At 41.3% G+C, this 26,534-nt stretch carries 23 protein-coding genes and 1 pseudogene; 1 reads left to right on the top strand and 23 read right to left on the bottom strand.

The features are described 5' to 3' along the window. The 10 genes and pseudogenes from HMPREF2893_RS05140 to HMPREF2893_RS05095 all read right to left on the bottom strand — a co-directional run. A pseudogene (locus tag HMPREF2893_RS05140) lies at nt 1-292 on the bottom strand (hypothetical protein); the annotation flags it as partial. Beyond that, on the bottom strand, nt 289-1,713 hold the full coding sequence (locus tag HMPREF2893_RS05135; RefSeq protein ID WP_049482414.1) for a T7SS effector LXG polymorphic toxin: 1,425 nt from the start codon (nt 1,711-1,713) through the stop codon (nt 289-291). The pseudogene HMPREF2893_RS05140 and the gene HMPREF2893_RS05135, both read right to left, overlap by 4 nt. Before the next feature lie 45 nt (nt 1,714-1,758). Then, entirely contained in the window at nt 1,759-2,049 is a 291-nt protein-coding gene (locus tag HMPREF2893_RS05130) for a hypothetical protein (RefSeq protein ID WP_049482413.1), read from the bottom strand. 11 nt (nt 2,050-2,060) lie between these two features. Then, nucleotides 2,061-3,158: a hypothetical protein gene (locus HMPREF2893_RS05125; protein WP_070448957.1), complete on the bottom strand. Its 1,098-nt coding sequence runs from the start codon at nt 3,156-3,158 to the stop codon at nt 2,061-2,063. Then, the gene (gene essC, locus HMPREF2893_RS05120) at nt 3,158-7,573 is read right to left on the bottom strand and encodes a type VII secretion protein EssC (protein ID WP_070674779.1); all 4,416 of its coding nucleotides are present in this window, start codon (nt 7,571-7,573) and stop codon (nt 3,158-3,160) included. The genes HMPREF2893_RS05125 and essC overlap by 1 nt, the downstream gene beginning before the upstream one ends. Before the next feature lie 3 nt (nt 7,574-7,576). Continuing rightward, nucleotides 7,577-8,866 carry a type VII secretion protein EssB gene (essB, locus tag HMPREF2893_RS05115; RefSeq protein WP_070674777.1) on the bottom strand — a complete coding sequence of 430 codons (1,290 nt, stop codon included), beginning with the start codon at nt 8,864-8,866 and terminating at the stop codon, nt 7,577-7,579. Nucleotide 8,867: 1 nt separating this feature from the next. After that, nucleotides 8,868-9,110 (bottom strand): EsaB/YukD family protein, encoded by a 243-nt coding sequence (locus HMPREF2893_RS05110; protein ID WP_070674774.1) that lies wholly within the window; start codon nt 9,108-9,110, stop codon nt 8,868-8,870. Further along, entirely contained in the window at nt 9,111-9,566 is a 456-nt protein-coding gene (essA, locus tag HMPREF2893_RS05105) for a type VII secretion protein EssA (RefSeq protein WP_045759059.1), read from the bottom strand. Beyond that, nucleotides 9,563-12,586, bottom strand: coding sequence for a type VII secretion protein EsaA (gene esaA, locus HMPREF2893_RS05100; RefSeq protein WP_070674771.1), 3,024 nt, complete (start codon nt 12,584-12,586; stop codon nt 9,563-9,565). Before esaA ends, essA begins: the two co-directional genes overlap by 4 nt. Nucleotides 12,587-12,717: 131 nt before the next feature. Next, on the bottom strand, nt 12,718-13,005 hold the full coding sequence (locus HMPREF2893_RS05095) for a WXG100 family type VII secretion target (protein ID WP_003016069.1): 288 nt from the start codon (nt 13,003-13,005) through the stop codon (nt 12,718-12,720). 477 nt (nt 13,006-13,482) lie between these two features. On the opposite strand from HMPREF2893_RS05095, the gene HMPREF2893_RS05090 reads away from it, so the two are divergent. Continuing rightward, the gene (locus tag HMPREF2893_RS05090; RefSeq protein WP_070674767.1) at nt 13,483-14,034 is read left to right on the top strand and encodes a hypothetical protein; all 552 of its coding nucleotides are present in this window, start codon (nt 13,483-13,485) and stop codon (nt 14,032-14,034) included. Between the two features lie 54 nt (nt 14,035-14,088). On the opposite strand, the gene HMPREF2893_RS05085 is transcribed toward HMPREF2893_RS05090, so the two are convergent. The 13 genes from HMPREF2893_RS05085 to HMPREF2893_RS05025 form a co-directional block, all read right to left on the bottom strand. Beyond that, entirely contained in the window at nt 14,089-15,939 is a 1,851-nt protein-coding gene (locus HMPREF2893_RS05085; RefSeq protein WP_003009975.1) for a proline--tRNA ligase, read from the bottom strand. A gap of 15 nt (nt 15,940-15,954) precedes the next feature. After that, entirely contained in the window at nt 15,955-17,214 is a 1,260-nt protein-coding gene (gene rseP, locus HMPREF2893_RS05080; protein ID WP_021154371.1) for an RIP metalloprotease RseP, read from the bottom strand. A 36-nt stretch (nt 17,215-17,250) separates the two neighbouring features. Further along, nucleotides 17,251-18,054, bottom strand: a complete 804-nt coding sequence (locus HMPREF2893_RS05075; protein WP_023919527.1) for a phosphatidate cytidylyltransferase — start codon at nt 18,052-18,054, stop codon at nt 17,251-17,253. A 9-nt stretch (nt 18,055-18,063) separates the two neighbouring features. Next, complete coding sequence (locus HMPREF2893_RS05070; protein WP_070674764.1) at nt 18,064-18,813, bottom strand: isoprenyl transferase; 750 nt, start codon at nt 18,811-18,813, stop codon at nt 18,064-18,066. A 154-nt stretch (nt 18,814-18,967) separates the two neighbouring features. Beyond that, nucleotides 18,968-19,294 carry a preprotein translocase subunit YajC gene (gene yajC / locus HMPREF2893_RS05065; protein ID WP_003004444.1) on the bottom strand — a complete coding sequence of 109 codons (327 nt, stop codon included), beginning with the start codon at nt 19,292-19,294 and terminating at the stop codon, nt 18,968-18,970. A 155-nt stretch (nt 19,295-19,449) separates the two neighbouring features. Beyond that, the gene (locus HMPREF2893_RS05060; protein WP_003009969.1) at nt 19,450-19,695 is read right to left on the bottom strand and encodes a hypothetical protein; all 246 of its coding nucleotides are present in this window, start codon (nt 19,693-19,695) and stop codon (nt 19,450-19,452) included. 225 nt (nt 19,696-19,920) lie between these two features. Further along, nucleotides 19,921-22,050, bottom strand: a complete 2,130-nt coding sequence (locus tag HMPREF2893_RS05055) for an AAA family ATPase (protein WP_070674761.1) — start codon at nt 22,048-22,050, stop codon at nt 19,921-19,923. A 355-nt stretch (nt 22,051-22,405) separates the two neighbouring features. Next, the gene (locus HMPREF2893_RS05050; RefSeq protein WP_049523162.1) at nt 22,406-22,705 is read right to left on the bottom strand and encodes a hypothetical protein; all 300 of its coding nucleotides are present in this window, start codon (nt 22,703-22,705) and stop codon (nt 22,406-22,408) included. An 18-nt stretch (nt 22,706-22,723) separates the two neighbouring features. After that, a complete protein-coding gene (locus HMPREF2893_RS05045; protein WP_070674758.1) occupies nt 22,724-23,104 on the bottom strand; it encodes a type III secretion protein in 381 nt (126 codons plus the stop codon). Continuing rightward, a complete protein-coding gene (locus HMPREF2893_RS05040; RefSeq protein ID WP_070674755.1) occupies nt 23,083-24,684 on the bottom strand; it encodes a lipase family protein in 1,602 nt (533 codons plus the stop codon). The genes HMPREF2893_RS05045 and HMPREF2893_RS05040 overlap by 22 nt, the downstream gene beginning before the upstream one ends. Nucleotides 24,685-24,686: 2 nt before the next feature. Further along, nucleotides 24,687-25,073 carry a DUF1310 family protein gene (locus tag HMPREF2893_RS05035; RefSeq protein WP_070594768.1) on the bottom strand — a complete coding sequence of 129 codons (387 nt, stop codon included), beginning with the start codon at nt 25,071-25,073 and terminating at the stop codon, nt 24,687-24,689. Between the two features lie 186 nt (nt 25,074-25,259). Further along, complete coding sequence (locus tag HMPREF2893_RS05030) at nt 25,260-25,658, bottom strand: DUF1310 family protein (protein ID WP_070594767.1); 399 nt, start codon at nt 25,656-25,658, stop codon at nt 25,260-25,262. A gap of 107 nt (nt 25,659-25,765) precedes the next feature. Next, complete coding sequence (locus HMPREF2893_RS05025; RefSeq protein WP_003016067.1) at nt 25,766-26,530, bottom strand: amino acid ABC transporter ATP-binding protein; 765 nt, start codon at nt 26,528-26,530, stop codon at nt 25,766-25,768. Between the last annotated feature and the right edge of the window lie 4 nt (nt 26,531-26,534).

Here is a 26,534-nt window from a genome sequence, read left to right as displayed (position 1 = left end):
TAATCAATAGAAAAACGGCATATTCTTGTTGATTTGATGAGAAAGTTGCGCCAGTATAGTTGATCGATAGGCTTCCTTGATTTCCAAGATCTGGATGTTCCTTCGTTAATTTTTTACCTAATTCAATTAAATTAGATTCTTTTCCTTCATACTGTGGTGCTACTATAAATTTCAATGTCTGTCCTCCTTTATTTTCGTTTCCTACATTTTTATTTGATGATACATTTTCCCCTGAACACGCTACTAAAAAGAATGAAGTAACCATCAATAATAATATTTTATTTATTCTCATTTAAAACCTCTTCCAATCCATCTGAAAAATCCATCCGGCCAAATATAAGGAATAGTAACATCCGCATTTATACCTAAAAATGCTTTGGCTCCAGCCTTTAAATTTATAGTACGGACATCCCAATTTTCATCACCTAAGAAACTATCATATGCTCTTTCTTCTTTGACTTTTAGTGTAAGTGAGCCTCCTTCAGAAGCTTCAGGAGTAACAGACATTGCAAGTAAGTTTTTCCCAACTTTTTCTCCATTTTCATCAGTTGCTTTGTAGTGAAATAGCTCAAATCCTATTTCAGCTGAAGTAGATGGACCTGATCCATCAATATCAAAGCCAAATTCTGATTTATCAGATGTAATATAGGCATCTAAGTCAACAGTATATGAAGCTGCACTAGTTTTACCTTCTAAATAAACCGTATCAAAAAGAGTACTTACACGTCCTTTCGCACTTGCAACCTCACCTTTAGATTTCAAATAAAGACCACCAGTACCAAATCCAAATTCATTTTGTAGCTGGGCAGCGTTTATTTCACCCGTTCCCTTAAAAAATGGACCAAGTTTTAATTCTACATTACTAGACAAGACTTTTACATTAGAATAGAATTTTGTCATCCCATTTTCTACGATAATCGATCCATCATTTTTTAATAAACTACCACCGATATACCCATAATAATCTTTGCCCCAACCTTTTGCCATCTGGCCTTCTAAAACTGAATAATATGCTGTATTATATGAATACGGATCTTGTTTTCGTTTATTATCAAGTATAGAGCCGTTCCCTTTTATATACCATTCTTCTTGTTTCAATTCTTTAAATTTTGCATTATTGTATTTACCGCTAGATGTGACATAATTATTTAAAATATTTGTGATCATTGTATCCAATTTACTAATGGATGTCAAGATACTTTCCGCACCTTTAGATAACTCATCATCTTTTGTCTTAAAATCTTTATTAACTGTTTCTAAATTTGTATCTAAGGTAGTAAATCCATCAGTCAGTTTACTTGTATTAGTTGGAGAAACAGAAATATATTCTGCTGCTTTTTCTTCGTTACTTGCAAGATCATCTATATCACTAGTGACAGCTTTAGAAATATTTCCAAGTGATTTTTTCACATCATCTACTCGTGAACTTGATACCTTACCAGACTCATTTGATTCGAATTCAAGAAATCCTTTTTTTATTTTTTCAATGTATTCCTTTACATCTTTCCCAACCTGTAATAAAACATAGGTTGCATTTACCGAATTTTCCTGCATAAATGACTTATACTGTTCCGCACCTGTACCTTTAAAATTCAAGGAATTCGTCAGAACAGTTAGAGTTTTCTCAACATTATATAACTGAGTTTCTAGGTTCGTATAGGCTGTACTTCCGGTAGTATCAATTGCACTTAATTTTGAATTATCCAGTTTCATATTTTCCCTTTCCAATACTACAAAATTTTTTAATTGTTCTCAAATTTATTTACTACTTGTCAGCCCTTCTCCATGAGTGGCAATGGTAGAATCCACAGCCATCCATTCGGATCTAATTACTTCCAGATTCTTAACATCTTGGGCTAGTAATTTTTTGTATGACTTAATCACATTATTAAAATTAGTTACAATATCTTTCAATTGAGTAATAGTTTCTAATTCAAGACCGTCTGTCTCAATCTTCAATATTTCATCCAAAACACTATCTTTTGATTTTGTTAGTGCATCTATTTCTGTCTGAAAACCTTCTGGAACAATTAGGATTTGATCTGCCATTATTTTCTCCTTTACTTACAATTTACTGTACAAAATAAACTCTCATCTAAAACAATCAAAAAGTTATTCCTAATCGTTTCTAATGATTTAGTTATTATCGATTTGTTATATTCAAGATAATTAACCCCAGACAACCATAATACAACGAATAAATTTGTATAAACCTTCGGTTTTTCCTCCAGTAAATAATTATTTTGTCGCCTGATTTGCTCGATATATTTAGTTAAAATTTCATCATTAAACATATGTCGTTCAATTTTATTTATCTCAGGAATATACATACCCATATCAGCACCATCAATAGCTAATATGGGCTGAAATTTTTTATAATGTTCTGTTAAAATCTGATAAGTCAGAAAAACATCCTCTGATGTATATAATAATTCATTCTTTTCTTCAAAAAAATTTGGATTCGAATGGATTAATAACCCTCTCTTACCTCTCTCTTTAACCACTATTTTCTTAGGAACTATATCATCAGGGGCCAGGGGAAAAATTATTGACTCGGGGCGATATGGATTATGTGATATAGAGATTTCTTTCTCAAACATTTGTATGACATTCTCTTCTACATTTCCTAAAATGAATACTTTAGATTCCATACCTTGAAAAAGTATTTCTTGGACAAATCTAACATCCTCTGATGTAATTTTTTGAATTTGATTAAATAGATTATATCTTGAGAAGCGTTTATTTTGTCCAAGAAATTCTAATATAGATAAGTTAAAGATATCAGGAAAATCATTTTCTTTCGTTAAATATTCTTCTACAAACTCTTTTTTATTCTTTTCGAACACTTCATTAGGATTGTACAACAAAAACTGATTCAATTTTTTTATATCTTCTTCAATTTTCTTTGAATTGCTAACAAACGAAATTGTAGTATTACCTGGATTAACTGAAATCTCAATATTTTTTCCTAATATTTCCTGAGCAAATTGTTTCTTGATATTTGCCAAAAATAAAATAGAAGCTGGATTAACTCGATAAATCTCATTATCTATTTGATACTCTTGTAAAGTAAAACCAAAATTATAACCGAATGTTATATAGATTCTATCTTTATCATAATCAAAAGGTTGGATTAAAACATCGTATTTTTTTGACATTATTCTACTCCTTTCACTAATTTCATAGTTTGATAATGATTTCCATCGACCATATAAGCAACTGATTTTTTCAAAGTAGGTTCCGAATATTTCACATTCGACACACTTATGATTTTCTGATCATTCAATCGCATTTCAACAACAGCATATTTTAGTTGCTTAATAAATTTCGAAACAACATTTAGACTATTAGATAACATAGGGAGAGTTGTGATGAAGCTATATACCTTAACTTTAGGTCCGTTTGTCATGATATATAGTATTTTATCAGACAATACCTCATTCTCCTGAATCAAGTCTCCAATTCCATCCCAAATTATTACCATTGGTTTAGGAAGCACTTCATCTAAATCAATATTTTCACTGACTAAATCATACATTTCTTCTATGGCATTTTTCCTTCCCAAAGGCGAATCTATTTCATTTGAGATACGAGATTGTTTTTGAGATTTCGAAGTTGTCAAAAGAATAGAGTCGAAATGGAGTTTTTCGAAACTTAACAACATAGTGTTGATAATATTAAGCTTTTGCCATTCTTGTTCAAAAATATATAAAAGATTTCCTTTAATTAAATCCCAACTTAATGGTTGAACATTTTCCAGATCCAATCCGAGTGGCACTTTTCCTTCATCCAGCAAGGCTGCTACATCCTCACGTCCGTAGAAGGATGCTTCTGTCAACTCATCTGGCACCATTGGGATGCCTGCTGGTGTGTGGCCTGTCCACATTTCTTTGAGACTTTGGACTTGGTCGCGGAGATTGTTGATGATTTGGATATCATTGTCTCCTGCGACTGGTAGGGCGAACTGAACGACATCGACTTCATCACGCTTCATGAGGGCCCGTCCCTTGATGTCTTCCATCGTAGACGCCAGTGGAGTTGCTCCCACGATACCGCGGATTTCAGAGATATCATTTTGTGGCAAGGTCAGCTGGTGCTTGAAGTTTGAATAGAGCTGAGCCCGTAGGTTATTCTGACGGCTAGCTGTGATGATCAAGTGCACACCGATGCTGAGACCTTCACGAGAGATCCGCATGAAGAGCTTGAAGAGGTCTGTCTCATAAGGCTCGTCCTTCATAGACTCATAGCTGTCCATGAGGATAACCATAGTAGGCTCTTGCTTACCGGTTACTTCACGGTAGAGGGCGATAGTGCCGACACCATGCTCAGAGAGGAGCTTCTTGCGACGATCCAACTCGCGGTTGATAATCCGGATGAATTTCTGGATTTTCTCCGTCTGATCGAGCAAGAGACTATCAGCCACATGTGGCAATTGGCTCAATGGTGCTAGACCATTGGTTCCGAAATCCAGCAGGTACATGGTCAGATTTTCTGGGCTCTGCTTGCGAGCTAGATCCATTGCGGCTGTCTGAAGGAAAGTGGTCTTTCCTGTACCTGGACTTCCGTAAAGGAGGATATTCCCATCTTTTGACAGATCAATAGCAACAGCTTCTTGCTTTTGCGCTTGCGGGATATCGGCGACCCCGATCAGGACGCTTGGAGCTGTCCGTTTTTGCCAAGCCTCGATTGGCACGACCTTGTCCAACTCATCCAGTGTGATCCGCTCTTTGAGCGGTGGCAACCATGGTTGGGCCACGGCTGCGATGCCTTCTTGTTGGTGCAAGTGGTTGATTTCTTGCACGATGACATCCAGCTCTGTTGGCACTTCCTTGATTTCTTCTGCCATATCCAGACCAGAGAGGTCTTGGTTGAGGACTTCGTATTGGCCTAGTTCATTGATCAAGTAGATGGTATGGTCTTCGATCCCTAGCTGGTCCTTCTCAGGCTGGTAGTCTGCTCCTGACCAAGCGGTTTGGAAGAGTTCATAGACTTCGTTGTTTCCCACTTGGAGGTAGGCACGACCGGTCTGGGTGATCTCAGCCGCATCTGCCGTCCGCAGCATCTCCATGGAGTCTCCACGATCTGCCACCTTGAGGGCTAGCTTGAAGCGGGAGTTGGACCAGATCTGGTCATCCACGACTCCAGAAGGTTTTTGCGTTGCAAGGATCAAGTGTACCCCGAGGGAACGCCCGACACGCGCGATAGAGACCAACTCCTTGATGAAGTCTGGTTGGTTGACCTTGAGTTCGGCGAACTCATCACTGATCAAGAAGAGGTGAGGCAGCGGTTCTGTCGCTTCACCGAGTTTAAATTTCTTTTGGTATTGGTTGATATGGTTAACCCCATATTGACCAAAGAGACGCTCCCGACGATGGATCTCCGCATTGATAGAGGCTAGGGCCCGCATGGACTGGGCACCATCCAAGTTGGTAATGGTTCCAAGCAAGTGAGGCAGATCCTTGAAGAGGTTGGCCATTCCCCCACCCTTGTAGTCGATGAGGAGGAAAGCCACATCGTGGGGGTGGAAGTTGACAGCAAGGCTCAGGATATAAGACTGAATGGTCTCAGACTTACCAGAACCGGTTGTCCCTGCGATCAAACCGTGGGGTCCATGAGCTTTTTCATGGAGATTGAGATAGACAAAATCGTCCTTACCGCGCAGACCGATCGGCACGGCCAAACTTTGGTAAGGAGCATGGCTCTCCCAACGACTCAAGACCTTAAGATCATTGAATGTTTCCGCCTGGTACATTTCAAGGAAGGTCACCGAGTCTGGAATTGAGCTCTTGAGCTGTTGGATATGCTTGAGTGGGGCAAGGCCACGCGAGATGGCTTCCTTGTCATAACCTTCAGGGAAGTGGTCCAATTGGAAGTCGAGCTCCCGAAGAACCCCTTCTTGCAAGAGCAATTGCCCTTGGTTGCGGTCCTTGATAGAGATAACCGTTTGGATATTTTCAGAAAGAGATGAGAGCACGTCTGCCACGTAGATGATGGAGCAACCGAGCTCTGTCGGATCCTCACGGAAGAACTCCATGATGACATGATCCAAAATCAAGGTTTCATCGGTGATGAGCACCACATAGTGAGGGTGGAAAATCTTGGTATCATTGGCTTTTTCTTCCTCTTTTTGCGCCTTGCGGAGCTTGAGGATCTGGTTGAGACTGTTTAAGACCTGATCGCGTGTCCGCTGATTGTAGACAAAACTACGGACATTCATGTCTTGTAGGGTCGCATGAGGCAACCAGCGCATCCAATCCCAGCTTTCTTTTTCTTCTTCTGGAATGATCGGAATAATAGTCAAATCATGGTAAGAGTGAAAGACAGCCAATTGGGCAACGAGGAGTTGCAGCTGTTCTAGCACGATAGGGCGAGGACCGACATACCCTACAGGACCCCGATTAAGACTGGCTACAATCGGAAGATTGTCGATCTTTTGATGAGCTTGGAACAGGGCATAGCCTTCTTCTTCCAAGGCATCTTTCTTCCCACTACGCTCTTCCTGACCATATTTGAGCTCATAGCTGGTTGGAACCTTACCCAAGCCCAAGCGATAGGCCAAAAAGTCAAAATGAAGCGGTGTTTTTTCGTAGATCCGTGAGTCATAGCGTTTGACCATCTTGGTCAAGTCCTCGATCGCTGGGAAATGGTAAAACATGCCTTCTCGCTGCTTCCGAGACAGCTGTTCCAAATCCTTAGCCTTATCCTTGAGATAGAGATGGTAGAGTTCCACGCGCTCTTTCTTGTCTTCTTTGTATTGCTTACGATTCTTGAAGAATCCTTGGACCGAAAAGATCACACTGACCACAGACATGGATACCGTTGCGATGATATAGAGACCCCGCGGTTGGAAAATGGTAATCAAGAGGGTCACCCCAACCATGATGAGGGGTGGCATGATCAACTTCAAGAGTTCATCTGATGGCTTTTGAGGCTCCGCTCCCGGAGGATTGATCAAGATCTTGTCTTCTGAACTCCGGTAAATGATCCTCGGAGACCGGTGGTACTCTGGATAGTCCTTGTAGAAGTCATAGCGTGAATGCAAACGCGGCACCAGATAAGGACTTACTTCGACAGTCCCTTCCACGCCAAATTCTTCCGGATAGAGCTTAAAGGTCACATCTCCAATGGCAAGCTCATCCCCAAAAGCCAGTGGAAAAGTCGCTTCACTGACAAGTTTATGGTTATGGTAGAGTTTTCCAGATAAGAGCTGGCAAGTCCAAGTCTGCTCTTTTTTCACAAGGAGAAAGCGCACGGGATAATGCAAGCGCACATCCGCACCCTTTTCATCTGCTACGAGAATCTCTTCCTTATCTAGCAGTTCATAGGTATGGACTTCTCCTGCCGCCAAGTAGCAGACTACATCTCCAAGGATCTTGCTATTTTCAAGCACGCCCTTGTCTTCCCCATACTGGTAGAAGATTTCCCCTTGACTCCATTGGAAATGAAGGGGATTTTCTTGCGAAGCCAGGGTCAACTGAGCTGTTTCTTGATTCGATACGGTGGCTGTCTTTCCCTCTTCTAGCGCTAGCTCATAGCGAAAACCTTTTTTATAGAGTATGATACGTTTTTTCATAGACTACTCCTTGTGTTCGCTAGACTCAGTCGAGCTTGCAGTTGTAGAAGACGAGCTTTCTGTTGAGGAACTTTCTGTAGACGAAGCCGTTGTTGAGCTGCTAGTGGAAGCTTTGGTTTCATCTGTCTCTGCTTCCAAGAGTTTAGAGCGGGCATCCCAGTATTTCTTGTATTCGCCCTCTAGCTCAGAGAGTTTCTTCTCGCGCTGTTCACCAGAGAGTTTTTCGCTATCACGTGTCGCCTTGATTTCTTTACGAAGGGCATAGATGATCAAGTCTGAATCGTCGATCCGCTTGGCCGTATCCAGCGCTTGGGTAAAGTCATGACGGCCGATATAGATCCAGTAGTGGAGATAGAGGCTATCTGACTTGAGCGTAACATTGTTAAGGATGACCTTTTTTTGGTCCTCTGAGAAATTCAAGCCTTGCAAATAAGACGTTGCCAACTCATATTTCTGTGTCGTTGGAAGACTGCTTGGAGCTACTCCCTCCAACTCATCGATCACACCAGTGTAGTCTACCTTGAGATAGGCTGTATCCGCTTGAAGCAACTTTTCTTTAAAGGGTGCTTGGAAAAAGACTAAATAGATCAAGGGCAAGAGTAAGAGGGCCACTACAGCTGAAAGCCATACTGTTGCCAACTTAAAGATTCGGTGTTGACGGCTTGAAACCAAGGTCAAGGTCTTTTCTTCCTCTTCCTTGCGTTCTTGGTAGGCTTTCTCTAAGAGAGCTTTCATCTCTTCTAAGCTAGCGGCATCACGGATTTCCACCAAGAAATCAGGTAGATCTTCTAATTCAAGTGTGCCTTGATAGAGCTCCATGAAATCCCAGTCCCCAAAAAGAGTGACCGCATAGCACTTGGCCTGCCGCAAGAATTCAACCTGATCCCACTTGCGTGGCACCATCATTCCCGGCACCCCGCGATAAGCGATCTTGACTTGCGCGTCCTTGGTCACAAACAAATTGATGGGATGCAACATAAAGGTCACCGGAAGCTCCAAGGCTGGCGCCAAATCTAAGACATTAATGGCTAGACGCAAACGGTCTGAAACCGGTAATGCCTGGATTTCTTCTGCACTCAAGCCCAGCGCATCTGTCTGATAGGTCAGATGAATCTGGTCTTGATCCGCTGTCATGCTTTGCTCTAAAAACAAGGGATGATGGAGATCCAAAATCCATAAATTGCGTAAATCCTGGCTATCCACTTCTGAACGCTTGAGGTCCAGCCGCCAGCTCGTTTCTTCTTTTTCAAAACGGAAGACTTGTTCTTCCAGTGTAAATTGTTCTTCTTTCACCTTACCACTCCTCAATCTCGATCAGATCACCACTCGTGATCGGATACTCTTGTACCACCTTGCCTTCATCCAGCAAGATGCCTTTATTTACCACGTGCAACTGATACTTGCTTCTAGGCTCCATGGCAGACCCAAAGATCTGATCCAATTCCCGAATCAAGCGTCGCACCTCCATCCGTGTTGGGATTCGGAGGTCATGGCTTGCACCATTCATACGGAAGGTGACATTGATATGTTGGTCCATTTAGGCCTCTTTTCTATAGATTCGATAGGAAATATAGCCAGCAATCCCAAAGAGAAGGGCACTCCAAGCCAGCATTTGCAAGGCTGGAATAAAATCCGATAAACTGGCCGAATTATCCTCCACATTGGACTCGAATTTAGATAATTTTTGATTTTCAGGCTGGAACAGGTCCGCTTCAGGCCCCGTTTTTTTCTTTCCCTTTATAGCAGAAAACAACTGGCCGTCAGAATCGGTCAATTGTTTCTCTTGCTTGCGTTTTTCATCTGCTAATTTTTTCTGATCCTTCTCATTGAAAAGAGACTCAGTCGCATCCAATTGGCCCCCAAGTGTCTTTTCCTGCTCTGTCTCAAGACGTGAGTTGTTGACCTGCAGACGATTATCAATAAAATCATCTGCAGAAACAACAGCTACTGGTAAGAGACTAAAGACAAAGAGAAGATACATCATTTTTTTCATAAGCTTGATTCAATTTCCTTTGTTTGAGTAAACTTCTTTGGAATGAAGATATTGGCAACTGCCAAAAGTCCGAAGAAGACCAACAATCCGAAGAAGACGCCGATACCGGCTGTTTGTCCATCAAAGTAACCCGCAAACTGTCCTTCCAAAATAGAAAGGAGGTTGACATTTTTCACCAGTGCTGGAAGGCCTGACAAGGTCGCGGTCGTTCCGATCGCGCTTGATAGGTAGACATAGCTGATCAACATGAAGAAGGCCAGTCCCATTCCAATCACACGGAAGTGTTTCAAGAGAAGGTATTGCAGTTGTACCAAGACAAAGCTTGCTAGAACCGCTAAGAATACCCATGAAGGTACATATTCACGACCAACAGAGAGTTGAATACTTGAAATCATTCCGATCACCAGTCCAAGGATGAGAGAAAGTCCCACAAGGACACCGACAGACAAGAGATCTGATTCTTGCAAGCGATTTAATTTGAAGCGATCTTTCACCTTACGGATGATTGGCTGAGTCGCAAAGAGATAAGCTGTAAAGAGGCTCAAGACTTCCAACATAAAGATCCAGATAAATGGACGGTAGACGTTGATGGTCGCTTTCACAGAAGACGATTTCTCTGCAACTGGATTTGACAAGAAGTCAAGCAAGACTTCATTCGGCACTCCGTTTTCATAGGCATTGTTGAAGACCTTACGGAAGGCTTCGACGAAGTTCCCGTTTTCAGACAATTCCTTGTCGAATTCACCCATCAAACTTTCCGCATTGCTAGACAATTTCTCTGTATTGCCTTGGGCTTTTTCCAATTCTTTGTTCAATTGACTAAAGATTTCATTGGTAGAGTTAGCAGCTTCTACATTGCTACGAGATGAGCTCTTAACGCCTTCTGTCGAGCTCAATAATGACGTGTATTCAGAACCAAGGGCTGACAAATCTGCATCGGTCTTGGTTTGAGCCTGTGTCACTGTTTCCTGCGCTTTTGAGATCTCTTCTAGGCGTCTTTGAAGGTCTGCATACTGCTTCAATTGATCGTTGATATTTTGGGTTAGATCCTTGTTGGTGTTTTCGATTGCTTGAAGATTTGCCTGCAATTGTGGTCCCAAGTCTTGCAACTGTTTAAGGGTACCATCTAACTGGGCTTTCACACTCTTCGTTGCATCCCCAGATTCATCCGTTTCAATACTCTTACGGAAGTCCTTTATGTTACTTGAAACAGCAGCCTTCACGATGTCGACCAAAGCGTTTGTCAAATCCATATCTTCGATTGGATCATAGAGTGAATGACGAACATGGTTGTCATCTTCTGGATAGTAGGCATCGATCAAAGCCCCTGCGCGTTGATAATCCAAAGCAATTTCACTGGCTTTCGATGCATAGTTAGCGACAGCTGTTTTCAAGTCTTCTGCAGATACAGTCACACTGGTTGAAGAAACTCCATTCACAAGGACTTCAACATCAATCGCGCTTGGCATAGCTCCTCCATCTTCAACAAGGTGAATTTGAATTTGTTTGCCATCTTTCAGTTCGACTTCCTGCTCACCACTGCCTGCATAAGTCTGTCCATCATAGGTCCAGGTATCAACCTTAACTCCTGCAGGTACTTGAATGCTAACTTTTTGTTTTCCAGATTTAGCATTGAGAACATTCGCAACTGCCGTTAATTTAGCATCCACTTCTGCAGCCAATCGTTTTAATTCATCGGCATTTCCTTTTGCTTGCGCCTTCGTTCCAGCAAAAGCACTATCAAAATCAATCGCTGCGTTGAGATTTCCATACTTATTCAAATTCAGACTAGCAGGATCTAAAGACGGAAGTTTTTCAATTGCTTGACGAATGTCATCATCCGCTTTATCTCGAGCCTTGCTGATAGTTTCGATTTTTGGCTTTCCAAGCAAGGTACGAAGAGTGACTTTGTCTCCTTCTTTTAGACCATAGTAGTCAAGGATCTTCTCTTTTACAGAAGACTCGATGTTCTTTTCGTGTTCATCTAATTTGTCGCGTTCTGCCTTGATCCCTTTTTCGAGGTCTGCCACACGATCATTCACATCTTTTGTCAAGCCTGCATAGGTCTTGGTACCTGAAGCATCTCCTTCTGTTTCAGTTGGTTGACTCAATTGTTTGGTAATTGCTTCTTGGTTTTGTTGTAGATTCTTATACAACTCTTGGGTCTTTTCACTGACAACGGACTGGTTCATGGACATCAGCTGATTCATGAACTCTTCATGGCTGATCTTATCCTCAGAGCGTTGCTTGATCAATGTGTCGAAGTTTTGACCGTACTGATCCTGAGATTGGGTCAATTGATCAAAAGCCTGTGTATAAGACTCAAGGACTGTCTTCAAGGCATTATTCGACTCAACAGATGACGTAGACAAGCTATAGAGACTTGGAAAGATATTCTTCGAATCTAAAGCTGAATCCAATAAGTTACTCCGGTATGAACCAATGTTGGTCGATTGGATTTTGTTACTTGTTTCCACGTTCTTCTGAGCTGTATAAAGGTTGCTCAAAATGCTAACCATATACATATCAACCAACTGGCTATTCAAGTCTGAAACAATATCTTTAGCGACTTTATTGGCCTCGTTTTCAACCTGAGAATTTCCAGCCGCATTGACCTTATACGTCACCGTGGTCTTCTCTGCATTAACCGCGTTCACTTCCAAGACCTTCTCTGAGAAGTCACTTGGAATGACAATCATCAATTGGTACTTGCCATCTGCAAGCCCTGACTCAGCGGCTCCACGAGGGAGTACAGACCAGTTTTGCGAATTATCCCGTTCGATATTCTTTACATAGCTAGCCCCAAGGTTGTATTCTTTATCATTCAGTTTGACCGCCTTGTCTTCATTGACAACCGCAATATTGAGCTTGGTGTTTTCTGTCGTTTGCACAGTCTTGGCTTCATTTTGCTTTTGGTCCTTTTGAACCGTCGTATAAAGACCCACGACAGATCCCATCAAAAGGAGCACAACCGCGCTCTGACCGATGTATTTTAACCATTTTTTATTTTTAACTTCCATACCTTTTCCTTTTTCTAATTCATAGATACAAAATAGGGGTTAGGAATTAAGAATCTAACCCCTATTTTCTATATATCAAAAGACAAAAGGGTGATCTACCTACAAGAAGTAAGATCACCTCCAAGACTATCTTAGTGGATTTGTGCAGCGATATCTTGGTCAGTTTGTTCAACGATATCAGCAACTTTGATCAATTGACCGTTGATGTCTTCCAACAATTGAGCGAATTGTTTGATTTTTGGAGACAATTCGTTGAATTGTGCTTCAAAGCTATCAAATGCAGATCCATCCCAGTTTGCGTCGATGACTTGTTGTTCATGAGTCAAAGTAGTAAGGATTTGATCGATTTCTTGAGAACCTTGTGCATAACGTTGTGCTGAAGCACGTAGGTCTTCTGGAGTTAATTTAATTTGAGCCATATTTTTCTCCTTTTGGGCTGATACCCTTATATTTTTTTCATAAACAATACATTTTAGTACGAATTAGTAAAATACCAGATAACTGTATATTTTACCTTTTGCTCCCTTTTTGTATTATTTACTTAAAAATATCTTAATGAAATATTGCCAGAATGTCAAGTTTAGAGGGCTAACTGATAAAACATTGTAACTTTGTTACAATTGTGTAACACTTTGTCATAAAACTGTAATATATTTTCTGAATTCCTTGCCCCAGTAGTCTCCAACTAGTATTATTTCCGGAAAGAAAAGAAGACACTCTGTCCTTTTATATTAACTCAACACATAGATAAAAATTGTTGATTTTAGGTGTTTTTAAAAGCAAATTTCGAAGATTTTTGTATATTTTTTCATTTTTAAAACTTTTATGGTATAATGAAACCTGTTCAAAACTTGTTTCATACAAGATCGAACACCATTAACCTATAAGGAGTATATATGAAAAAATTTCTACTTGCCTCTGTCTGTCTACTAGCTCTTACCGCTTGTAGCCAAGGCCAACAAGGCAAAGGAACTACTGCCGCTTCTTCCAAACAAGAGGCCACTCAAAACAAAAAGGAGCAAGTCCAAACCAAGACCTTTGTTAGTGACCTCGGTGATCATCATCAAAACAAAATTCAAATCGGCTACAAAAAAGATGAAATTGTCTCTTTTACTTTTCTTAGTTTTGAACCCATTTCCTCAGATTTGCAAGACATGGATCTTTCCGAGTTAAAGGAAATCTACCAAGAAGAATTAGAACATAGCGATATCTATAAAAGCTTAAATGGCAAGCCTGGTCTTAACTTCCGCATTCAAATTTCGAAAGATAAACAATCCTATGCCAAGGTCTTACAAGCTGACTTCTCAAAAATCAAGAAAGATGAGTTTGCTTCCATCTACGGGGATCAAGGGGAGGAAGAAACAGCTGAGTTCAAGAAATACCTCAATGGCAAACCTCAAGATCTCTTTACCTATTTCAAAGATCAAGGCCTCAAAGAAGAAAAATAAAAAGAGCTTCCTGAGTTTCATCACCACACTGGTGAGAGCTCAGAAAGCTTTTTCTTATTTGTTCAAGATTGAAAGGGTTTCAAGGAGATTGTCCGCATGAACTTCGATGGTATCTCCTGTTGCTTTGATTTTCACTTCTACGATACCTTCAGCTGCTTTTTTACCAACTGTTACGCGGATTGGAAGTCCAATCAAATCACTATCGCTGAATTTGACACCAGCGCGTTCATTTCGGTCATCCACCAAGACTTCGTAGCCTTTATTCACCAAAGCTTCTTCGATCCGATCGGTCAAAGCAAGGCTTGCTTCATCCTTGACATTGACTGGAATCAAATGCACATCAAATGGCGCCAATTCTTTAGGGAAGTTAATCCCCCAAGCGTAACGGTATTCCCCTTTTGGAGTCTTATTGACAAAGAGGCGTGCATGTTGCTCCATAACAGCTGAAAGAAGACGGCTGACACCGATTCCGTAGCAGCCCATGATGATCGGAACTGCACGACCGTTTTCGTCCAAGACATCTGCTCCCATGCTAGCGGAGTAGCGTGTACCGAGTTTGAAAATGTGACCGATTTCGATCCCACGTGCAAAGTTCAAGACCCCTTTCCCATCTGGTGAGATTTCGCCTTCACGAACTTCACGGATATCGACGTATTCTGCAGTAAAGTCACGTCCTGGGTTGACACCAGTCAAGTGGTAGCCTGTTTCATTGGCACCGACTACTGCATTACGGCTGTCTTGGACCTTGCGGTCTGCGATAATCTTAACATTTTCAGGAAGATCAACTGGACCGAGAGAGCCAAAATCAGCTCCTAATAATTCTTTCACTTCCACTTCGGTTGCAGGTTCAAAGAAGTCTGCGCCGAGGTGGTTTTTCAACTTCACTTCATTGAGCTGATCATTACCTACGAGAAGGGCAACAACAGGCTCACCATCTGCGATGTAAACCAAAGTCTTGATAGTAGCTTCTTCTGGAACATTCAAGAATGCAGCTACTTCATCAATCGATTTGACACCTGGTGTTTCCACGCGTTTCACTTCTTCTTCTGCTACAACACGGTTACTTGGCTTGTATTCGTTAGTAGCCATTTCTAAGTTCGCAGCATAGGTTGATTCACTTGAATAGGCAATGGTATCTTCACCAGAGACCATCCATTTGAGCAATTCTGCTTTGATTTCTTCTTGGACTTCTGCTGGAATTTCATCAAAGGAAGCCACTGATTTGTCTAAAACAACCCAACGGTCCAAGTCTGTACGAGCAGGTGTAACAGCCATAAACTCTTGGCTATCTTTTCCGCCCATGGCACCACCATCACCGATGATGGCTTTGTAGTCGATGCCACTGCGGGTGAAGATCCGCTCATAAGCTGCCTTGTATTCATCATAAGTGACATCCAAGCTATCGTAGTTAGCATGGAAGCTATAACCGTCTTTCATGATGAACTCACGGGTCCGCAGAAGACCGTTCCGTGGGCGTTTTTCATCGCGGTATTTTGGTTGAATTTGGTAGAGATTCAACGGCAATTGTTTGTAAGATTTTACTGAGTCGCGCACAATAGCGGTAAAGGTTTCTTCGTGAGTTGGACCTAAGATAAAGTCAGAGCCTTCACGGTTTTTCAACTTATAGAGGTCTTCCCCGTAAGTTTCGTAACGACCAGATTCACGCCAGAGATCCGCACTCAAAAGTGCTGGAGCAAGCATTTCTACTGCTCCAATTTTTTCGAATTCTTGGCGCATGATGCCTTTTGCTTTTTCAATGACTCGATTGGCTAGTGGCAGATAAGAATAGACACCAGCTGAGACTTGGCGAACATAGCCTGCACGCAACATCAAAGCATGGCTAATGACTTGGGCATCGCTTGGCATTTCGCGAAGCGTTGGAATCAACATTTTACTTTGTTTCATGGACAATATCCTTTTCTATTTCAAAAATAATTTCATAATATCATTCCAGGTGACAGCAATCATCAAAATAACCATTACAGCTACACCTGCAAGCGTCATATAGGTTTCCACTTCCTGTTTCAGTGGCTTTCTCCGGACGACCTCGATCAAATTGATCAAGATTTTCCCACCATCCAAAGCGGGAATCGGGATTAGATTGAAGATCCCAATATTAATAGAGAGCATGGCCATAAGAGATAAGACTGCCGGAATCCCTAATTGAGCAGCTTGTGAGCTGGCATTGTAGATAGCAACCGGTCCACCCAGTTTATTGAGACTAAAGTGGAAAATGATATCTTTCAAAGCTCCCAAAATCCGTGTCGCTGTATTCCAGGTATCTGTAAAACCAGACAACAGTTTATCCACAAATCCTGTCTTGAGGCCATTTGTCACACCCAGATAGTAACGATTCCCTGACTTGGTTGGCTTCACTTTGACTTCTTTTTCTTGGCCGTCTGTTTTGACTTTCAGGGTCAATTCAGGAGCCGTCTTGCTGTCCTTGGTTGCTTTCTCGACAGCATCTGTCAGCTCATCCCAGTTGCTAACGGTATCGTTGTTGACTTGAAGGATCTGAACATTGCTTTTGACACCGACCTTAGCCAGCGCCCCATCAGGTGCCACCTGAACATTGTTGCTGTAGTAGTCAATCGCACCACCGCGCATAAAGGCTAAAAGTGAGTAGACGACAATACTGAGGATAAAGTTGTTCATAGGACCCGCAAAGTTGGTGATCAACCGTCCCCAAATGCTGGCATTCTGATACTGAACATCTCTCGGCGCAATCCGCACTTCTGTCCCATCTTCCTCAACAATAGTCGCATCATGATCGACATCATAAGTCTTGGTCTCATCGAGAACCAAGCCCGTGATTTCTAATTTATCTTCAAAGTCAAACTGGGTAACATTCATGGGAAGGGCTGTCTGATCCAGATTCTTTCCTGAAAGATTGATCCGGACGACCTTACCAGCCTCATTTAGCGTCAAGCTGACAGGCGTTCCGGTTTTAATCTCAGTTGTGTCCTCACCCCAGCCAGCCATACGCACATAGCCACCTAAAGGTAGAATGCGAATCGTATAGGCTGTTCCATCTTGACCAATATGGGCAAAGATCTTTGGACCCATCCCGATCGAGAATTCTCGCACCAGGATGCCCGATTTTTTTGCAAAATAGAAATGACCAAACTCGTGAACGAGAACGATCACTCCAAAAATAACAATAAAGGCAATAAACTGCATCGTTCTATACGTGGTTTCCTTTCTATCTCTTCTGTCTTAGAACAAGCCCAAGAAATGCATCAAGGGAAAGACAAAAATCAAACTATCAAAGCGGTCTAGAACACCACCATGTCCTGGAATAAATTTCCCAGAATCTTTCACACCGAAGTGGCGTTTAATCGCACTCTCTACCAGATCTCCAAACTGACCTGCAATACTAAAGAGGATGGTAAAGAAGATCATCGCAAGAAAACCATGTCCACCCGCCACAGAACGATCCACGATCATATAGATCACAGTTACCGCAACTGCAGACAAGATTCCCCCAAGACTGCCTTCAATCGTTTTATTAGGAGAAACCGCAGGCATAAGCTTGCGTTTCCCAAACCGACTTCCTACCAGATAAGCACCTGAATCTGTAGCCCAGACAATAAAGAGTGCCAATAAGACCTTATCAATACCAGCGATTCGCGCATCTACTAAGGAATGGAAACCAAGTCCAACATAAAAGCTAGACGCAATGGGGTAGACCACATCTTCATAATTGTAATTCTGAGCAAGAACAGTTGTCCCCATGAGAATCAAGACAACCAAACCATAGGCAATCATATTGCCATCTGCTGGAAGGTAAGGGAGGTAGTCCTCAATCGGCAAAGTCAAGACGAAGGCCGCCAACATGGCCAGCGCTCCTTCAAAGGTCGCTGTCTCAAGCCCCTTCATCTTGAGCAATTCATGAACCCCTAGCATGGCGATCAAGCCAATCACAATCTGGAAGAACACCCCTCCAACCATTACTGTTGGAATGAAAAAGAGCAGGGCAATTCCTCCAAAAATCACACGTTTTTGTAAATCTTTCGTCATCATCTTCTCCTAAACACCACCAAATCTCCGATGGCGATGGCTATATTCTACTATGGCACTTCTTAGTGCCTCTTCTCCAAAATCTGGCCACATGACATCTGTGAAATACAACTCACTGTAGGCGGCCTGCCAAGGAAGGAAATTACTCAAACGGATTTCTCCGCTGGTACGGATAATCAAATCCGGATCCCTTAGGACACGTGGCAAACTCTCGGTATAGAGATAATCTGCGATCATCTCTTCTGTGATATCTTCTGGACTGAACTTCGCATCCAAGACTTCATGAGCGATCTGCTTCACGGCCTGGGTGATCTCAGCACGTCCACCATAATTGAGCGCGAAATTCAGGATCAAACCTGTATTGAGATGGGTCATCGCTTCTGCTCTTTCCAAAGCCTCCAGCGTTTCTTTTGGTAATTTCTTGGTATCACCGATCATTTGAATCTTGACATTATTGCGATGCAATTCGGGGACGAAACGACCATAAAACTCAACCGGCAAGTGCATGATGAACTTGACTTCATCTTCAGGGCGTGTCCAGTTTTCGGTCGAAAAGGCATAGACAGTCAGGACCTGAACCCCCATATTTTTTGCTGCAATCGTCACTTCTTGGAGAGCTTCCATCCCTGCCTTATGACCGAAGACGCGCGGTTGCATCCGCTTTTTCGCCCATCGACCATTGCCATCCATAATGATCCCAATGTGTTTCGGGACTTCTAAAGGTATCTCGATTTTTTCTTTTTTCTTAAAACGAAACATGTTTTTCTACCTATTTCAATATTTATCGCTTCATTATACCATAAATCCCCATAAAATAGGGACTCTGGCCTCTTTTTTGAACCAGCAGGACTTTCCTTCATCACGTCGTCCTATTTGCCCAGCAAAAAAGAGGCCTTTGCCTCTTCTTTGATGATTATTCTTCGATGGCTGAATCGGCATCTGAGCTAGCGCCTTCTGTAGCAGTAGCTGAGATTCCTTCTGATACAGGAAGAACTGTTTTGATCGCTCCCAATTCAAAGGTCAGGTAGACACCATCAACATCCAAGACAACGGTCTTGCGATCTGTATCGACTTCATCGATGGTTCCGTACAAGCCACCAATCGTGATGACTTCATTTCCTTTTTGAAGTTTATTCAAACTTTCCATCCGTTTTTGATACTGTTTCTTTTGGCTACGGCTCATGAAGTACATCAAACCGACCATAAGAACGAGCATAATTAGCAAACTTCCGCCTTGCATATGTTTCTCCTTTAATTTTCATATATGCTATACTATATCAAATTTCGCCCGTCTTTTCAAGTTTTCCCATCCTCTTCAAGCAAAATCAGAGTCCAGTCTCATAGAGGAGGCAAGTTTTGATGAAAAAGAAAAAACCACGAAAAGTGGGCTACTGACTAGTCAATCGTAATGCCATACTTTTCATGATTCTCATCATACCAATCAATCAAGGCCAAAGCCGTTTGATAGGTAATATTTTTGATTTTACTCGTTCCCTTCGTCAAAGTCGCCAAGCTCATTTTGCTGATGTTTGTTTCAGTTGCGACACGATAGCTCGTCAAGCGACCGTCAACCATCAGTTGAACAACGGCTTCCACTTTTCTGTATTCGGGAGTTGAGTAGATATCAATTGTATTGCTCATCTTACTTCCATTCCTCAAATTTTATTCTTGTATAGATTATATACTTATTTTCTTTATTTATTAATAATTTTGCTCAAATTGGATTAATTTCACTAATTATTGATGTTTTTTTACCCCAAATAGGAGGATTTTGGCCTTATACGGCGAATAATTTCCCCCAGGTGGGAAGAAAAAATAAAGACTGCTATATGATAGCAGTCTCTATTTTTCACAAACTAATTCGCCTTAATCTGCTTGTTTATCAGCGTTTTCTTCCTTCTTTGTGTCTTTTTCTCTGATCACAAGGACACCATCTTCCATGTCTGCTTCGAGATGTTTGGCATCCAAGTTATCCAAGTGGAAGTCTGTGACTTTGTCACGGATTTGTTGTTCAACTACCCGACGGAGTGGACGAACACCCATCACTTCATCATAACCTTCTTCAGTCATGTATTCTTTAGCTGCATCGCTCACTGCCAAGTCGATTTCTTTCTTAGAAAGGGTCTTATTGACATCTACCAACATCAAATCAACAATCTTAGAAAGATCTGCCTTGCTCAAGTGTGAGAATTCAATGACAGCGTTGAAACGGTTCAAGAATTCTGGACGGAAGTAAGGTTTCAAACGATCCATGAGTTCTGGTTTATCCGCATCTTCTGTCAAGTTGGCTTCGTAACCAAAGCCAGCGTTTGAAGTGGCGATAATCACAGTGTTCTTGAAGTTGACCGTGTTCCCTTGACCATCTGTCAAACGACCATCATCCAAGACTTGAAGGAGAAGGGTGATCACTTGAGGATCTGCCTTTTCAATTTCGTCAAGAAGGACGATTGAGTAAGGGTTACGGCGAACACGTTCTGTCAAGGTATTGCTGTTATCATCGTAACCAACATAACCAGCTGTTGTACCAATCAATTTAGAAACGGCTGTGCGGTCGCTGTATTCTGACATATCCAAACGGATGATGGCATCTTTGGTTCCGAACATATCAAGAGCCAATTGTTTAGCCAACTCAGTCTTACCGACACCAGTAGGACCTACAAAGAGGAAGCTACCGATTGGACGGTTCCCTTCGTCAAATCCTGCACGGTTCCGACGGATAGCACGTGCCACTGCTTCAACAGCTTTATCTTGACCGATAACCTTAGTTTGCAAACGGTGACCCATATCTTTCAAACGTTCAATATCAGTTGCACCCATTTGAGACACTGGAATACCCGTCATCCGTTCTACTGATTCAGCCACATCGTTGATTGTTGCTGTTACTTTATGATCTTCCGTATGGTTTTCAATTTTCTTTTCAAGTTCTTCGATACGAACTTTTGCTTTCAAAGCTGCTTCGTAATCTTCTTTAGCCGCAGCTTCTTCTTGTTTGGTTTTTTCTTCTTCAATTTCATGTTCCACAGCATGGACATCTGTTACTGGATGTTGGGCTGCCAAGTGAGCAGCTGTCACATCGACCAAGTCAATAGCCTTATCAGGCAAGCTACGTTGTGGAATGTATTGGATCGAATAATCAACCGCTGCTTTCAAAACTTCATCTGGCAAGATGACATTGTGGTGTTTTTCATAAAGATCACGGATCCCTTGAAGAATCTTGAAAGTATCTTCAGCTGATGGAGCATTGACTTTCACTTCGTTGAAACGACGAGCAAGAGCTGCATTCTTCAAGATGGTGTTACGGTATTCATCTTGAGTAGTTGCCCCAATGACTGTCAATTCCCCACGTGAAAGAGCAGGTTTGATGATATCCGCAAGACCTTTAGAGCCTTGACCATCACCTGTGCTACCTGCACCAAGGATTTGATGGATTTCATCAAAGAAGAGAATGACATTTCCCATAGCTTTGACTTCTTGGATCAGATTTTGAATATTTTCTTCAAAGCTACCACGGTATTGCGTACCAGCTTCTAGACCAGAAATATCAATCGAGATGATTTCTTTGTTCTTGATAGCAGCTGGAACATCCCCGTTCACAATAGCTTGTGCCAAACCTTCTACAACTGCTGTTTTACCAACACCGGCATCCCCTACAAGGACCGGGTTGTTCTTGGTACGACGAGACAAGATTTCAGCCGTTTCTTGAATTTCTTTATTACGTCCGATGACCGGATCCAATTTTCCTTCACGGGCTTCTTCAGTCAAGTTGCGGCCGAGCTTCGCAAGGATCCCATCTTGTTTCATTCCTTTACCTTGATGGTGTTGCACTTGCTCGCTTCCTTCATTTGGAAGTTGACCAGTTTGGCGGTAAATTGCAAATTCTTCAGGTGTCACTTCACGACCGTTGATCATGTAGCGACGGCTTTCAGAACGAAAACCACCCATGTTTCCCATTAGTTGATTGAAAAGATCATCCATATTGTTAAAGTTGTTATTCATATTGTATACCTCTAATTTACATAATTTTAATTCATTCTTGAAAATTAGCAGACCAATTGGCTGCTGTTTAATTGTTTACATAATTTTAATTCATTTGTTTAATAATAGCCCTACAGGCTAACAGTTTCTATTTTTCCTTTTATCAATTAGTTGTCTTAATTCTGGAAATAGCATATCACCATCTCCTTTCCACTATTGATCTTGTAAACCAGTAGGTTTTCCCAACCTCTTTTTGTTTACATAAATTATTATAACGCAGACTGATTTCTTTGTCAACACTTTTTTACATAATTTTTAAAATTTATTAAAAAAATCTGGAGTCACTCCAGATTCCATTTTAAATAGAAGTTCTTGGCTAGATAGATTTAAATTTCCCAGCTTTTTCTTGAATAACTGTCTGTACATTTTTAGCAAATTGCCCCACCATGGACTGATCCAGTTGTTTTCCAACTACCTGGACGTCTTCTTCGGCTACTGTTGTAATCGCAGTCAAGCCATCATTGTAACGTTTCTCAACTCCTGCCTTGCAGGTCAATAAAACGGGCGCATAGACAACACGGATTAAATCTTTTTCAAGTTTCTTTCGGCTTTCGATGATCCTCATCTTATCTTTCATATCTAAATCAAAGAAATCTTTGACTGGACTATCACCCATACTTCCTCCTCTTCTATACTATGAAACTTTATCTTGTGCAAACTCCTCTTCCAGTTGGTATCTATCTTTCCGGTAGGATTGCCATAAATTCTCTTCCTCGATTTCGATCTGTTTTAAGACTACATGTGCAGCTTCTCTAGCTTCGAGATCATACTCTTCGATACAGCGATGGAGGGACTCCCATTCACAACTGACATCAACCTCCTGCTCTTGTAAGAAGGAAGCTGCCATCGCATACTCTTCTTCCAGCATCTGGGTGAAGAGCTGCTGTTTTCTTTCCACTAGGCAACGCTTTTCATCTAGCTTCAAGCGCGCTTTGTGAAACTCTCTTTCCAAGTGATCTAGTTTCTTTTCCTTTTTCGAAAGAGTAGATGAAATTAATAAGCTAGTTGTTCCCACTGGTTCATTTCTCCTGCTATTTTTTGGTCTTTTGCTTTTAAGAGCTCAATTCCTGCATTCACTTGCTCGTTTAAAGCATGAAATTCATTTGATAAGGACTGATATGCAGCCAAACGGTTGTCGAATCTTTCTCTTACTTCAGTGACAACTGTTTGCTTTGTTGCACCAGCCTGTGCATAGGCCTCTTCTACTTCCGCAAGATTGAGAATGAAGCCTTTCGGAACGGTATGTAATACTTTCTCCAAAGCTTCTAAATCTGTATCCAGTTGTGCCTTAGATTTCTGAGCTTGCTCCAGCCCTTCATCCACTACTCGAATCAGCTCATCAGAAGCCAAGCGCGCCTGCAAAGCATCAAGATAAATCCGTTCACTTGAGCTCAGTCCACCACCTGTTTTTTGTAATTTATCTTTTAGGCGATAGTAAACCTTCATCCGCTCTTCAATGATTTCCTTGCGAGTGATGGCTTCCGTTCCCTTTTCAAGAACCAAATTTCCATTCTTATCATAGATATAACCATGCATCATATGTTGCAGGCCAGTATTTTTTAAATCATTAGTTTTGAGGTGCTTGACAATCCCACTGGATTCCTTGCTTCCAGAATCCTGATAGCCCAAGCTAACCAAATCTTTATGGTCAATGTGGTTGTAGATTTTGTACTTCAGCGCATCTATACGCGCTTTTTGCTCGGGTGTTAGGATAGGATAGGCATTAGGGCCATTATATAGGTGTACGGTCCCAATATGAGAAGCTTCCTCTTCCGTCAAACAGGCAAGCGCATACTGAATATTCATAGAACCCAGAGAGTGACCGTATAGATCAATCTTGGCATTGGGATATTTTCGAATCACCTCTTTCAAATGAGCTGCAGCATCTTTAAACTGCGGAGGCGGGAAAGTCCCGTTTTCATCATTGTATTTTTTTAAAAAAGCAGCTCCCACTAAAGCAGGAAATTTAACTTGTTCTTCGGCTGTTCTTTCTGCAAAAAAGCCGACCACATCTGATGCTTTTTCCTGTACGAAATTGCTGACAGGATTATCCAGCGCTTTTTTCATAAACCTACCTAAGGGTGTGGCCTCCGGTGGAAGATTAACAGATGTAGGAATAATTGCATCTTCAAAAGCTTCTACAGCATTGTTAAAACCATCTTTAGCCTTATCTCGCGCATAATTCTTCGCATATTCTGTTGCATACTCGCTTGCACCACCAGGGTTCAAAATATTGGAAGCTGCTGGCAAATCTGTCTTTACCCAATCCGTATATGTATCATGGAGTAATTTTTGTGTACTTATTTCAGTTTCAGATCCCTTCATCAAGACAGTCACGTCATGGATTTGGGCACGCGCTTCATCAGAAGCAGTATAGGGGACTGCATTTTGTTGCGCGCCTTGGCCATTATTAGTAAGAACGAAGACCTGCTCCTCATTGTCATTTACGTTATCATAAATATGGGCAACATTACCAATGTATTCGTCTTTCTTCGTCCCAATTTTAAACTTTCCATTTATTTTGACATCTTTTTCGTATTCAAGTAGAGCAGCTTTAACATTTTGTTGATCATTGAAATTTAAATTATTAGCCATTATCACTCCTTATCTAATAAATCACTTAACTCCTCTGTTTCCCCAAAATAGGTCTCTTCATATTTCCCTGTTGTAGCGTCCTCTTGTATAGTTGTGCTTAAAACTAATTTTTCATCATTATTTATAACTATTTTTACTAATAGCCCTCCCATCGGATTATAATCTAAATCATCTTTAGAGATTTTATATGATTTTATTTTTCCTTCTGGAGTAAGAGCTTTAGGATCTAATTTTTTCAACATATTTTCAATCGCCACTTTCATCTTCTTACTCTCTGCGATTTGAATCATTTCTTGTTTCTTGGCAGATTGTCCATTAAAAAAGCTACAACCTCCCAAACTTAAACCAAATAGTATCATAACTAATACAATAAATTTACTTTTTTTCATCTTCTTCCCATTCTTTCTTCAGGTTTCTTAGAATTTATTATACAAAATTCTATTCATACCTGAAATGTTACTTTTGTTAAAAAATGTTGCCAAATCGTTACAAGCACTAGCTATTAATGTAACATATTGGTTTTGATACAGAAATGTTTCTATTTACCTATATTAGGGGTATTTACCTAATTGAGTCTATTTTCCAGTCTCTTCTGCTTTACTTAACAGATCATCTAATTTTGCTGAAATACCGTAACTACCTGCTCCGAACTGTCCTGAATCTTCCATTTGAACAGTCGTATCGATCGTTAACTTTTTATCGCCATTGATCACAAGATAGACATTCATCCCTCCCATTGGATTGTATTCCAATTCACCTTTTATCAGGGTATAGGAGTGAATGACTCCTTCTGAAGTGAAAGCTTTAGGATCGATACTGATTAACAAGTGTTTTATCGCTCGCTCCATTTTCGTGCTTTCTGCAATCTGAATCATTTCCCTTCTCTCAGCAGCTTTATCCGTAAAAAGACTGCAACCTCCTAGAAACAAAGTCAGTAAGAATAGTAGTACAAATCGTTGTTTTTTATCAGTCATATTTCCCTCTCACTTATATTATTCGTAATGATTTTTAAAAAATGACCCAATTTTTAAAAATTTTTTCCAGATCCTAAAAAACACACCCTTACTGGGTGTGTCTCCTGTTAAATCATGTATTCAACGCTATAAGTGGCGTCGGATAAAATCCGTGAAAGGAATTGTTTGGTTCGCTCTTCTTTTGGACTGTTGAAGAATTCATGGGGTTCGTTTTCTTCGATGATGTGTCCGCCATCCATAAAGATGACGTGGTTGGCCACATCACGCGCAAAGCCCATCTCATGGGTTACGACAACCATGGTCACTCCTTCTTGGGCCAATTGCTTCATGACATCTAAGACGTCACCGACCAACTCTGGGTCTAGCGCTGAAGTCGGCTCGTCCAGCAAGATCACGTCTGGTTTCACTGCGATGGCACGCGCGATTCCGATCCGTTGCTGCTGGCCACCTGACAATTGAGAAGGATAGTAATCCTTATAAGCAAGAAGACCAACTTTTTCAAGGGCTGATTCTGCCCGTTGGATGGCTTCTTCTTTTGGAATCTTACGAGCTACAACCAGTCCTTCTAAGATATTTTCAAGCGCTGTTTTGTTGGCAAAGAGATTATAATGCTGGAAGACAAAGGCTGTCTTTTGGCGGATTTCTAGAATCTCTTTTTTGCTGAGTTTTGAGAGGTCGTACTCTTTTCCACCTAGGGTGAGGTGCCCTGTATCTGCCTTTTCCAAGTGGTTAAGGCAGCGAAGGAAGGTTGTTTTTCCTGATCCAGATGGACCCAAAATAACGACGACATCCCCTTGGTTGACCTTGAGATTGACATCTACCAGGACCTGGTGGTCCTTAAATTTTTTCGATACGTGTTCTACTTCTAACATCTTT

The sequence above is a fragment of the Streptococcus sp. HMSC072C09 genome, assembly GCF_001813105.1.
Classification (GTDB): Bacteria; Bacillota; Bacilli; order Lactobacillales; family Streptococcaceae; genus Streptococcus.
Note: the sequence above shows the minus strand (reverse complement) of the source record. Positions and strands in the feature narration are given on the sequence as shown.

Coding starts and splice junctions, on each gene's coding strand:
- HMPREF2893_RS05135 (WP_049482414.1), bottom strand. CDS start 1,713: ATGAAACTGGATAATTCAAAATTAAGTGCAATTGATACTACCGGAAGT.
- HMPREF2893_RS05130 (WP_049482413.1), bottom strand. CDS start 2,049: ATGGCAGATCAAATCCTAATTGTTCCAGAAGGTTTTCAGACAGAAATA.
- HMPREF2893_RS05125 (WP_070448957.1), bottom strand. CDS start 3,158: ATGTCAAAAAAATACGATGTTTTAATCCAACCTTTTGATTATGATAAA.
- essC (WP_070674779.1), bottom strand. CDS start 7,573: ATGAAAAAACGTATCATACTCTATAAAAAAGGTTTTCGCTATGAGCTA.
- HMPREF2893_RS05110 (WP_070674774.1), bottom strand. CDS start 9,110: ATGGACCAACATATCAATGTCACCTTCCGTATGAATGGTGCAAGCCAT.
- essA (WP_045759059.1), bottom strand. CDS start 9,566: ATGAAAAAAATGATGTATCTTCTCTTTGTCTTTAGTCTCTTACCAGTA.
- esaA (WP_070674771.1), bottom strand. CDS start 12,586: ATGGAAGTTAAAAATAAAAAATGGTTAAAATACATCGGTCAGAGCGCG.
- HMPREF2893_RS05095 (WP_003016069.1), bottom strand. CDS start 13,005: ATGGCTCAAATTAAATTAACTCCAGAAGACCTACGTGCTTCAGCACAA.
- HMPREF2893_RS05090 (WP_070674767.1), top strand. CDS start 13,483: ATGAAAAAATTTCTACTTGCCTCTGTCTGTCTACTAGCTCTTACCGCT.
- HMPREF2893_RS05085 (WP_003009975.1), bottom strand. CDS start 15,939: ATGAAACAAAGTAAAATGTTGATTCCAACGCTTCGCGAAATGCCAAGC.
- rseP (WP_021154371.1), bottom strand. CDS start 17,214: ATGCAGTTTATTGCCTTTATTGTTATTTTTGGAGTGATCGTTCTCGTT.
- HMPREF2893_RS05075 (WP_023919527.1), bottom strand. CDS start 18,054: ATGACGAAAGATTTACAAAAACGTGTGATTTTTGGAGGAATTGCCCTG.
- HMPREF2893_RS05070 (WP_070674764.1), bottom strand. CDS start 18,813: ATGTTTCGTTTTAAGAAAAAAGAAAAAATCGAGATACCTTTAGAAGTC.
- yajC (WP_003004444.1), bottom strand. CDS start 19,294: ATGCAAGGCGGAAGTTTGCTAATTATGCTCGTTCTTATGGTCGGTTTG.
- HMPREF2893_RS05060 (WP_003009969.1), bottom strand. CDS start 19,695: ATGAGCAATACAATTGATATCTACTCAACTCCCGAATACAGAAAAGTG.
- HMPREF2893_RS05055 (WP_070674761.1), bottom strand. CDS start 22,050: ATGAATAACAACTTTAACAATATGGATGATCTTTTCAATCAACTAATG.
- HMPREF2893_RS05050 (WP_049523162.1), bottom strand. CDS start 22,705: ATGGGTGATAGTCCAGTCAAAGATTTCTTTGATTTAGATATGAAAGAT.
- HMPREF2893_RS05040 (WP_070674755.1), bottom strand. CDS start 24,684: ATGGCTAATAATTTAAATTTCAATGATCAACAAAATGTTAAAGCTGCT.
- HMPREF2893_RS05035 (WP_070594768.1), bottom strand. CDS start 25,073: ATGAAAAAAAGTAAATTTATTGTATTAGTTATGATACTATTTGGTTTA.
- HMPREF2893_RS05030 (WP_070594767.1), bottom strand. CDS start 25,658: ATGACTGATAAAAAACAACGATTTGTACTACTATTCTTACTGACTTTG.
- HMPREF2893_RS05025 (WP_003016067.1), bottom strand. CDS start 26,530: ATGTTAGAAGTAGAACACGTATCGAAAAAATTTAAGGACCACCAGGTC.